Origin of the sequence: Pedobacter sp. AK013, from assembly GCF_014205835.1 — a bacterium.
In the GTDB taxonomy this organism is placed as follows: domain Bacteria; phylum Bacteroidota; class Bacteroidia; order Sphingobacteriales; family Sphingobacteriaceae; genus Pedobacter.
In genome coordinates, this window is record NZ_JACHCQ010000046.1 from 24,412 (window position 1) to 35,217 (window position 10,806).

A 10,806-nucleotide genomic window follows, 5' to 3' on the forward strand; every position below is an offset into this window, starting at 1 on the left:
TTTGTGTTAAAACAACACAAAGTTAATCGTTTTAACCAAGAAGATCGAAACCGTTGATTAAATTCTACCTGAACTTTTTCATCGCAGTCCAGAGTTTTTCATCCATACCGTAAACATCAGGTCTGTATTCTATCCTATCGTTTTGCATCCAAGCGGTAATGTAGGTGATGATTAACGGAACATTTTTCTTTGGGGCAAACCAGGCCGGTTTTAACTGAAAAGTTTTAAGCGTATCGGCCTTTTGTGCCAAGCGTTTTTTATACCATTTTACGTGAGTACTATCTATCGGCGGCAAATCTACTTCAGCCCTAAGCTTATCATAAGTATAAGAATCCTGCACCAAAAGTTCGGCAAATTCCAATGGTTTTTCGATCCGTACGCAACCATGACTTATAGCCCGGTTTGTCAGGTTAAATCCATTCTTGTTATTGGTATCGTGAAGATAAATACTAGAGCTGTTATCGAAAATAAATTTGAACTTCCCTAAGGCATTTCCACCACCCGATCCCTGTTTAAATTTAAAAGGTAATTTATCACGGGAGTACCTGTTCCAATTGATGGTATCAGGCTCACCGATCAGCTTATCTTTATAGTAAACTTTGATGTTACTGTTCGACAAATAATACGGATCTTTTCGGGCCATCCAGTAGATCTCACTTTGGGCAATACTTACCGGAATATTCCAGATTGGATTAGCCTGAATGGAATTGATTTTACTAAACAATAAAGGCGTTTCGTGATTCTTCGGTTTATCGTCTAAATTACCCGATTTTGCAAAGGCTTTTAGCTTATCTTCATAGCCGTTTTCGCGCTTCCCACCCACACATACTTTCATTGTAATCAAGGTATCTGTTTTATCGAGCCAGGTTAATCTAAAATCAGGGATATTTACCTGTACATAATTGTCTCCTGTTTCCGGCATTTTCCAACGAAAACGTTCCATGTTTAATAATAAAATCCGCTTCTCACTTTCTGCATCCGCTTTTAAATAAGCAGCCTGCAAAGCTTTATATTGAACTGACTTTGGTTGAACGGATCTTAAAGTATTTACAAGACTTTTACTATCTAAAAGATTAGTCATCCCCAAGCTATCCGGCCGCTTAACTTTGATGTAATAACGGGAAAAAATAGTGCGTGGATTTACCACCCCATATTTGAGATAATTATTATAATTCAGATAAGCATTTGCAGATAACAGCTCTAATTTGGCGATTACAGGATAACTTTCCTCCACCTTTTTAAACTTATTGGCTGTTAACTCCGCCAACAGACCTTTAATCTCATCTCCTTTAAAAATCTTCGGATTGAAACCATGCACCCCACTTTGTTCTAAATAACTAACTAATGAATCTAATTCGCCATTGATATAAAATTTCGTAACCAACCTTGGTTCATCATGCGTATTGACATAAAAAGCTTTAATTGTTTTCGGATTAACAAACTTATCCGAAAGACTGTCTATTGTTTTCACAAAAATGCTATCATAAGCTACAGTATCGAAATCTTTGTAAATTTTATTCTTGAAATGTTCTGACAGTACTTTCCCAATCTCAGGTGGGCTTTTAAACCACCCACAGGCAGAAATAAACAGAATAAAGGGCAGAATTAGAAAGCGAAACTTTTTCAAAGGGGTAAAATTTTAATACAAAATAATAGTTATTGGCAATAAAAACAGCTTAATGACAAATTAAGTGCCATTATTTTTTGTTTTCCCATTTCAAACACTATATTTGCCAGCGCTTATCAGCTAACGTATTGATACTGGCAGAAATAATTTATGAATTTAACTTTGAACCATCACTTACATTTACACCATCGCCGATAGGCGATATGATATGTTTGTTTTGTACTTCAAAACTTTTTTCCGTAAAATAATTTCTTGTTCACTCTATATTCAATACTTTGAAAACACTTAAAATCGCTATCCAGAAGTCGGGTAGGTTAAACGAAAAATCTGTAGAAATACTTAAAAATTGTGGTTTATCTTTCGAAAACTACAAAAGCTCACTCATCTCAACTGTTACCAATTTCCCTTTAGAAATTCTTTTCCTGCGCGATGATGATATTCCGGAATATGTACAAGATGGTATTGCCGACCTGGGTATAGTTGGCGAAAATGTAATTGTAGAAACCAAAGCCGAAGTAGATTATCTACAAAAATTAGGCTTCGGAAAATGCACTTTAAAAATTGCCGTTCAGGCTGCCAGTAATATTGAAAAACTAGAGGAATTAAACGGCAAAGCTATCGCAACTTCTTACCCTGTAATCCTCGAAAAATTCTTACAGGAAAAAGGTATAAAATCTGATATCAGAACCATTTCCGGATCGGTAGAAATTGGTCCTGGTTTAGGCTTAAGTGACGCCATCTTTGATATTGTATCAACAGGCGGAACATTGAAGAGTAATGGACTAAAACCTTTCGCTGATGTGATGCAATCTGAAGCTGTTTTAATCGGGAACAAATCAATAGCTGATAATCCAGAAGTTGCAGAATTGCTTCAACGTATCCGCTCTGTACTTAGTGCAAAATCTAATAAATACGTGGTACTAAATGTATCAAAAGATAACCTTCAAAAAGTAGTCGATTTATTGCCAGGTGTAAAAAGTCCTACCGTGGTTCCACTCTTCGAACCTAACTGGGTAGCCGTACATTCAGTAATTGCCGAAGAAGATTTCTGGGATAAAATAAACAGTTTAAAAGCAGCAGGTGCTGAAGGTATTTTAGTGATGCCAATCGAGAAAATAATCAAGTAAAATCGCTTAAATTCATATTAACTATTAGTTAATTAAAAATTATAAAACATTGAAAATCTACAATTATACAGATTTATATAAATTAAAAATTGAAGAACTTTGTTCTAGGCAGATCGAAGACGATAAACTGGTTGAAGAACGGGTAACTGATATCATCAGCACAGTAAAAAAAGATGGCGACAATGCACTTTTCAACTTTGCAAAAACATTTGATAAAGTTGAATTGAAGAAGCTGTTTTTGGATGCGGAAGAATTGAAAGCAATTGCGTCCACTATTCCGGCGGGGGCAAAAAAAGCAATTGATACCGCTTACCAAAACATCAAAACTTTTCACCAGTCGCAATTAAAAGCAGAAGATAAAGTTGAAACGATGCCAGGTGTTGTATGCTGGCGCGAATCGAGGGCTATTGAAAAAGTGGGGCTTTATATCCCTGGCGGAACAGCCGTTTTACCCAGCACTTTTTTAATGCTTGCTACCCCTGCAATCATCGCAGGTTGCAAGGAAATTGTGGTATGTTCCCCTCCACAAAGTGACGGCAAAACCAATTGTTATCTGGCTTATTGTGCAGTGCTGCTGGGTATCGAAAAAGTATTCCTGATTGGAGGGGCACAGGCCGTTGCTGCAATGGCTTTCGGAACGGAAAGCGTGCCACAGGTATATAAGATCTTTGGCCCTGGCAACCGTTATGTAACTACAGCAAAAACGATGGTCCAAAATAAAGTGGCGATCGATATGCCTGCCGGACCATCGGAAGTATTGGTTATTGCTGATGAGACTGCCAATCCGTCATTTATTGCTGCTGACCTACTTGCACAGGCAGAACACGGCGCTGATAGTCAGGCTATTTTAGTTTCTACATCTAATCAGATTATCGCTGATACCATTAAAGAAATTGAAAATCAGCTTTCTATGCTTCCAAGAAAAGAAATAGCAGCTAAAGCAATGGCGAATTCATATGCTGTTTTAGTTGAAAATCTGGATGAGGCTATGCAATTTTCGAACGAATATGCACCTGAGCACCTTATATTGGCTACAGAACACACTAAAAGCCTTATCCCATTGATTATCAATGCAGGATCAGTATTTTTAGGCAACTTTACGCCAGAAAGTGTTGGCGATTATGCCTCCGGAACCAACCATACCTTGCCAACCAGTGGCTTCGCGAAGGCCTATTCGGGCGTATCAACTGATGCTTTTCTAAAAAAAATCACTTTTCAGCAGCTTTCTGCAGAAGGATTGAATAATATAGGCAATACAGTTGAAATACTTGCAGCAGCTGAAGGTTTGGAAGCACATAAAAATGCGGTGAGTATTAGATTGAAAAATTAATTAAACATCTATAATAAGATCCGTCATGCTGAATTCATTTCAGCATCTTATTAAAAGACCCTGAAATAATTCAGGGTGACGAATAAAAATATAACAATGGACATTAACGATTTAGTAAGAGAAAATATAAAAAACCTTCGCCCCTACTCTACTGCGAGGGACGAATTTAAAGGTCAGGCATCTGTTTTTTTGGATGCAAACGAGAACAGTTATGGTTCGCCATTACCTGCAAATTATAACCGTTATCCTGATCCATTGCAACTTGATCTGAAGGATGCAATAAGCAAAATAAAAGGCGTACCGATCGAGAATACTTTTTTAGGAAATGGTAGCGATGAAGCCATCGATTTATTGTTCCGCGCATTCTGTAATCCAGGAAAAGACAACGTAATTGTGCTACCGCCAACCTATGGCATGTACGAAGTTTCGGCCAACATAAATGATGTAGAAATACGTAAAGTGAACCTGCTTCCGAACTTCCAATTGGACATGGAAAAGATCGCAGAAACGATTGATAAAAACACGAAATTAATTTTCATCTGTTCACCAAATAATCCGACCGGAAATTCGATAAACCGTGAAGATATTGAAACCATTTTAGCCAACTTTAATGGCATCGTTGTGGTAGATGAAGCGTATATAAATTACGCCCGACAAAAGACCTTTATTCAGGAGCTAACAGAGTACGGAAATCTGGTAGTTTTACAAACTTTTTCGAAGGCCTGGGGGCTCGCAGCTTTACGCTTGGGCATGGCTTTTTCTTCGACAAAAGTGATCGATGTTTTGAACAAAATTAAACCGCCTTATAACATCAATCAGGCTACTCAGGATCTAGCTTTTGAAGCCTTAAAAAACATCGCTCAGGTGAACGCTTGGATTAAAGAATCTGTTGCAGAAAGAGAGCGTTTAAGCAAGGCACTAAATGCTTTGGAAATCGTAAAAAAAGTATATCCTTCTGATGCGAATTTTATCCTCGCAGAAGTTACCGATGCATTAAAAATTTACGATACTTTGGTTGATCAGGGCATCATTGTACGCGACCGTTCTAAAGTAACTTTGTGCGAAGGTTGTTTAAGAATTACAGTAGGCACAAAAGAAGAAAATGATAAACTATTAACCGTTCTAGAAAAATTTTAAGATGAAAAAAGTATTATTTATAGATCGTGACGGCACCTTAAATATAGAGCCTGATGATGAACAGGTAGATAGTTTTGCAAAGCTTAAATTTTATCCACGTTCATTATACTATTTATCGAAAATTGCAGCCGAACTGGATTATGAACTGGTAATGGTTACCAATCAGGACGGATTGGGTACACCTTCAAATCCTGAAGAAAATTTCTGGCCGATACACAACTTCATGCTGGATACTTTTGCGGGCGAAGGTGTACATTTTAGCGAGGTTGTGATTGATAGAACTTTTGCGAAAGATAATGCCCCTACCCGCAAACCAGGCACTGCTTTGTTAACCAAATATTTTAGCGAAGATTACGACCTGAAAAACTCTTTCGTGATTGGCGATCGTTTAAATGATGTGGTTTTGGCCAAAAACCTGGGTGCTAAAGCGATCTTTCTTCGTCAGAATGATGCATTGGGTTCTACAGAAGCGCTGGATAAACACGAAACTTTATTGGATGTGATTATCCTGGAAACCAAAAAATGGGAAGATATCTATAACTTACTTAAAGCCGGCAGCAGAAAAATCCACCACGAGCGCAAAACCAACGAAACCGATATTACCATTAACCTTGACCTCGATGGAACAGGGAAAGCAAAAATCGAAACAGGCTTAAACTTTTTCGATCACATGCTTGACCAGATTGCCAGACATGGAAGTGTAGATTTGGAGGTAATAGCCAAAGGTGACTTACATATTGATGAGCACCACACCATAGAAGACACTGGAATTGCTCTTGGAGAGGCCTTTGCTAAGGGATTAGGCAACAAACTGGGTATTGAAAGGTATGGTTTTTGCTTACCAATGGACGATTGCCTGGCACAGGTAGCCATTGATTTTGGAGGAAGAAATTGGATAGTTTGGGATGCTGAATTTAAACGCGAAAAAGTTGGCGATATGCCTACGGAAATGTTTTATCATTTCTTTAAATCGTTCAGCGATGCGGCAAAATGCAATTTAAACGTAAAAGCAGAAGGCGATAACGAGCACCATAAAATTGAAGCTATTTTTAAAGCATTTGCCAAAGCCATTAAAATGGCCATTAAACGCGATGCAGAGAAAATGGTATTACCAAGTACAAAAGGAATGTTGTAAGAGCTAAAATGGATTAGGAAGATAGGGGTTAGATTAGAAAACAGGAACATTGTTAAATAAACCCGATAGCAGTGGAAAGTTCCGGATTTTTCATCGGGACTTGAAACGAATAGCGGGACTACAGGCCCCATGAAAAACTGACTTTCATTTTCAAACCTATAAAAAAGAAATCTGAACTATTAAATTATGGTTGGAATTATAAACTACGGAGCAGGCAACATTTTTTCCCTTACTGCAGCATTAGATCGCTTAAATGTGACCTACGGCATGGTAAATACAGAAAATGACCTCGAAAAATATAGCCATATCATCATCCCGGGTGTTGGCCATGCGGGTGCTGCCATGGAAAAACTTAAGAAGACAGGGTTAGTTGAAGCCATTAAAAAACTAACAAAACCTGTGCTTGGCATCTGTGTGGGCATGCAGCTCATTACCGAACATTCGGAAGAGGGCAATGCCCCGCTTTTAGATATTGTACCGGTAAAGACCAAAAAATTCGATAAGTCACTGAATATCAAAGTACCACACATGGGATGGAATGCCGTGAGCCCGAAAAACAATTCGCTATTTAAAGGTGTTGAAGATAATACACAATTTTACTTTGTGCATTCGTACTTTATTGAATATAACCCTACTTTTGACATTGCATCTGCAGATTATGGTTTAAAGTTCTCGGCAGCGGTACAAAAAGATAATTTTTACGGCGTTCAGTTCCACCCCGAAAAGTCGGGAAAAGCCGGCGAATTAATATTAAAAAATTTTTCAAACTTAAGCTTATAAAATGTACATAATACCTGCTATTGATATTTTGGATGGAAAAGTTGTCCGTCTTCGCGAAGGTGACTATAACCAAAAAACGGAATATGATGTTTCTATCCCCGAAATGATAGAAAAATACCGTTCAAATGGTACTGATTTTATCCATATTATTGATTTAAATGGAGCCAAAGGTGATTTCAGCAATCAAAAAACACTTTTTGAGATCATCAAAAAAACGGAGATGAAGGTACAATATGGTGGAGGTATCAGAACCATTGAGCAGGTGACCAATTTGCTCGATGCCGGCATTCACCGGGTAATTGTAGGTACGCAGGCCATTACTAATCCTGATTTTTTACCTCAATTGAGTGAAGCTTTCGCTAAAAAAGACGATTATGCTAACCGCATTGTCATTGCAATCGACGTTTTGGATGAAGTGATTAAATATTCTGGCTGGATGGAAAGTTCGCCGATTAAACTGATGGATTACGTTGACAAATGTCTTTCACTTGGTTTTTTCCGTTTCTTATGCACGGATATCAGCAAAGATGGAAAATTAGGTGGCGCAGCTGTTGATTTATACAAAAAATTGCTTGAGCACTCTCCGATGATCAAATTAATTGCTTCAGGCGGTGTAAGTTCGATGGAAGATATCTACGAATTGGCCAAATATCCAATCAGAAGTGTAGTAGTAGGAAAAGCAATTTACGAAGACCGCATTACAATAGAAGAGATTAAAGATTGGAATTTGAAAGCGCTAAGTTCAATTTAAGACAAGTGGAATCAAAGAAAACATTTATTGCAGGAGTAATTATAACTCTGTTGGGAATAGGAATGCTGCTCTGGGGCGTGCATATGTTCACTTATAGAGGGGATTTTACGGAATTAATGTCTATAACCGGAGAATATTCGTTTCTCTTCTGCATTCCTGTTTTCTTAATTGGAATAGTTCTCACAATAATTGGATTAGTAAAGAGATAAAAAATAATACTCGTCATTGCGAGGTACGAAGCAATCCTACAACGATCGCTATGATGGTACATTAAGATTGCTTCGTACCTCGCAATGACGAAAACTCAAACAAATGTTAAGTAAAAGAATTATCCCTTGTTTAGATGTTAAAGATGGCCGCACGGTAAAAGGTGTAAACTTTGTTGATTTACGCGATGCAGGCGATCCAGTTGAACTTGCGGCACAATACGCACAGCAAGGCGCCGACGAATTGGTTTTCCTGGATATTACCGCCACCCACGAGCGCCGTAAAACGATGATTGAAATGGTTAAATCTGTTGCTCGCCAATTGAATATTCCTTTTACCATTGGAGGCGGAATAACCGAGATTGCTGATGCAGAAGCCTTGTTGAACGCAGGTGCGGATAAAATCAGTATCAATTCAGCTGCAGTTCGAAACCCTAAGCTAATTGAAGACCTTGCGAAAACCTTTGGTGTACAGTTTGTAGTTTTAGCGATCGATACTAAACATATAGATGGCAAGAATATGGTTCACTTAAATGGAGGAAGATTGATTACTGAACTTGAAACAGAAACCTGGATTAAGCAGGCAGAAGATTTAGGTGCAGGAGAAATTCTGTTAACTTCGATGGATCACGATGGCACTAAAGCGGGCTTTGATTGCGGATTGTTGAGTAAAGTAAACCAAATGATCAATATCCCGATTATTGCGTCTGGTGGAGCTGGCAATATGGAACATTTTACGGAGGTTTTCCAAAAAGCCAATGTTGATGCCGCATTGGCAGCTTCGGTATTTCATTATGGCGAAATCCTAATCCCTGATTTAAAACAAGAATTAAAAAGGAATAACATTCCGGTAAGAATATAATAGTTAACTCGTCATTGCGAGGCACGAAGCAATCCTAATGCTATGGGTTCGAAACCTGCAAAAGTAGTAAGATTGCTTCGTGCCTCGCAATGACAGAAACATCATAAAAATGAATATCGATACATCATCTCTTGATTGGGATAAAACAGCTGGCTTACTCCCTGTAATCATTCAGGATTACAAAACTTTGGAGGTTTTAATGCTGGGCTATATGAATGCTGAAGCGCTGGAAAAAACACAGGCCGAAGGCAAAGTAACATTCTTCTCACGTTCTAAAAACCGCCTTTGGACTAAAGGTGAAACCAGCAACAATTTTCTTTATGTAAAAGAGCTTTTTGTAGACTGTGATCATGATACAATCCTGATTAAAGCCGACGCTGTTGGTCCAACCTGCCATACAGGTAGCCGCAGCTGTTTTAAAACGGATTACAACCAGAATTTCATTTTCGAACTCGAAAACATCATTAATGATCGATATGAAAACCCCGTTGAAGGATCTTATATCAACAAGATGCGCAACAAAGGTTTGAATAAGATTGCCCAAAAAGTTGGTGAAGAAGGTGTGGAAACGGTAATTGCCGCACTTGCTGAAACGGAAGAAGAACTCATTGGAGAAGCATCAGATCTTGTTTTTCACCTATTGTTTTTATTGAAAGAAAAAGGCTTATCTATACAGGATATTTCTAAAAATTTAGAGAAAAGACACAAATAAGTCAAAAGGTAAAAGCTGAAAGACTAAAGCTAAGACTTTACGAATACTTTTTTTGCTTTCACCTTTATGCTTTAATCTTAAAAAATGCTTAAGCACATAAAAACACTTCCTGGCCATCAAAACCCTGTTTATGCCCTTGTCCATTCTGATCAGGATGAATTATTTTTCAGTGCCGGTAACGACAAAGGCATTGTTGAATGGTCTTTAGCAGAAATGGCTTTTGTTAAGGTTAAAATGCCGGTACAAAGCTCTGTTTACTTCCTCCATTATTACAACAACCAGTTATTTGTAGGCGAAAGAAGTGGTGCCTTTAGTGTGTACGATTTAAAGAAACAGGAAGTAATTGCGCGCATTAATGCACACCCGAAACCGATTTTCAACATTAAAACGGTCCGATCTAAAAATGAGCTCATTACCACAGGTGAAGATGGAACAGTTGCGGTCTGGTCTTTAACTGATTTTAAAGAGATTTACCGCTTCCAGGCAGCCTATGATACCGTTCGTACCATTGCCCTTTCTCCGGATGAAACCGAGATTGCCTTTGGCTGTAAAGATCACCTGATTAAAATTTATAAACTTACCGATTATAGTCTAAAACAAAACCTCGAAGGACATAAGCTTCCGCTTACGGCTCTGGCCTACCACCCCGAAAGCAGGTATTTAATATCAGGAAGCCGCGATGCGCAGCTTAAAATATGGAGCCTGCCAGATTATCAGTTGATGCAAACTGTACCGGCCCACATGTTTACCGTTTACGATATTGTTTTCCATCCCACTCTCCCCTATTTTGCAACCAGCAGCCAGGATAAAAGCATTAAACTATGGGATGCCGAAAACTTTAAACTATATAAAATTTTAAGCTTGGAGAAAGCGGGTATTGGTCATACCCATTCCATCAATAAGATTATTTGGAGCCATGATGGAAGATACTTGATCTCTACAGGTGATGATCGGCAGATAATGGTTTGGGAGATGGAGTAACTTAGGTGGATATATAGGATCGGACGTCACCCTGAATTCATTTCAGGGTCTCCAAAACAGGAAAGATGCTGAAATAAATTCACTGTTGTCCGGTTAAAATTGATTATTGAAGATAAATAAGGCTTATTGGCTAATTAAGGTTGTTTATGTTTTAAAAT

10 protein-coding genes are annotated in these 10,806 nt (G+C 38.2%); 9 read left to right on the forward strand and 1 reads right to left on the reverse strand.

What is annotated here, in order from left to right:
• Nucleotides 1-64 precede the first annotated feature (64 nt).
• Nucleotides 65-1,627 carry a L,D-transpeptidase family protein gene (locus HDC90_RS22750; protein ID WP_184470549.1) on the reverse strand — a complete coding sequence of 521 codons (1,563 nt, stop codon included), beginning with the start codon at nt 1,625-1,627 and terminating at the stop codon, nt 65-67.
• 275 nt (nt 1,628-1,902) lie between these two features.
• Here HDC90_RS22750 and hisG point away from each other — a divergent pair, with 275 nt between their 5' ends.
• From hisG to HDC90_RS22795, 9 genes are all read left to right on the forward strand, one after another.
• Nucleotides 1,903-2,754, forward strand: coding sequence for an ATP phosphoribosyltransferase (hisG, locus tag HDC90_RS22755; protein WP_184470551.1), 852 nt, complete (start codon nt 1,903-1,905; stop codon nt 2,752-2,754).
• Between the two features lie 49 nt (nt 2,755-2,803).
• Complete coding sequence (hisD, locus tag HDC90_RS22760) at nt 2,804-4,084, forward strand: histidinol dehydrogenase (RefSeq protein WP_184470553.1); 1,281 nt, start codon at nt 2,804-2,806, stop codon at nt 4,082-4,084.
• 96 nt (nt 4,085-4,180) lie between these two features.
• Entirely contained in the window at nt 4,181-5,221 is a 1,041-nt protein-coding gene (hisC, locus tag HDC90_RS22765; protein ID WP_184470555.1) for a histidinol-phosphate transaminase, read from the forward strand.
• Between the two features lies 1 nt (nt 5,222).
• Complete coding sequence (gene hisB / locus HDC90_RS22770; protein WP_184470557.1) at nt 5,223-6,356, forward strand: bifunctional histidinol-phosphatase/imidazoleglycerol-phosphate dehydratase HisB; 1,134 nt, start codon at nt 5,223-5,225, stop codon at nt 6,354-6,356.
• 186 nt (nt 6,357-6,542) lie between these two features.
• Complete coding sequence (gene hisH / locus HDC90_RS22775) at nt 6,543-7,136, forward strand: imidazole glycerol phosphate synthase subunit HisH (protein ID WP_184470559.1); 594 nt, start codon at nt 6,543-6,545, stop codon at nt 7,134-7,136.
• 1 nt (nt 7,137) lies between these two features.
• A complete protein-coding gene (gene hisA / locus HDC90_RS22780) occupies nt 7,138-7,887 on the forward strand; it encodes a 1-(5-phosphoribosyl)-5-[(5-phosphoribosylamino)methylideneamino]imidazole-4-carboxamide isomerase (RefSeq protein ID WP_184470561.1) in 750 nt (249 codons plus the stop codon).
• 312 nt (nt 7,888-8,199) lie between these two features.
• The gene (gene hisF, locus HDC90_RS22785; protein ID WP_184470563.1) at nt 8,200-8,955 is read left to right on the forward strand and encodes an imidazole glycerol phosphate synthase subunit HisF; all 756 of its coding nucleotides are present in this window, start codon (nt 8,200-8,202) and stop codon (nt 8,953-8,955) included.
• A 109-nt stretch (nt 8,956-9,064) separates the two neighbouring features.
• Nucleotides 9,065-9,667, forward strand: a complete 603-nt coding sequence (gene hisIE / locus HDC90_RS22790) for a bifunctional phosphoribosyl-AMP cyclohydrolase/phosphoribosyl-ATP diphosphatase HisIE (protein WP_184470565.1) — start codon at nt 9,065-9,067, stop codon at nt 9,665-9,667.
• A gap of 84 nt (nt 9,668-9,751) precedes the next feature.
• Nucleotides 9,752-10,648, forward strand: coding sequence for a WD40 repeat domain-containing protein (locus HDC90_RS22795; RefSeq protein ID WP_184470567.1), 897 nt, complete (start codon nt 9,752-9,754; stop codon nt 10,646-10,648).
• The last annotated feature ends 158 nt before the right edge of the window (nt 10,649-10,806 follow it).

Bases quoted from the DNA above. Each gene is read 5' to 3' on its own strand.
- hisC (WP_184470555.1), top strand. From the start codon at position 4,181: ATGGACATTAACGATTTAGTAAGAGAAAATATAAAAAACCTTCGCCCC.
- hisB (WP_184470557.1), top strand. From the start codon at position 5,223: ATGAAAAAAGTATTATTTATAGATCGTGACGGCACCTTAAATATAGAG.
- hisH (WP_184470559.1), top strand. From the start codon at position 6,543: ATGGTTGGAATTATAAACTACGGAGCAGGCAACATTTTTTCCCTTACT.
- hisA (WP_184470561.1), top strand. From the start codon at position 7,138: ATGTACATAATACCTGCTATTGATATTTTGGATGGAAAAGTTGTCCGT.
- hisF (WP_184470563.1), top strand. From the start codon at position 8,200: ATGTTAAGTAAAAGAATTATCCCTTGTTTAGATGTTAAAGATGGCCGC.
- hisIE (WP_184470565.1), top strand. From the start codon at position 9,065: ATGAATATCGATACATCATCTCTTGATTGGGATAAAACAGCTGGCTTA.
- HDC90_RS22795 (WP_184470567.1), top strand. From the start codon at position 9,752: ATGCTTAAGCACATAAAAACACTTCCTGGCCATCAAAACCCTGTTTAT.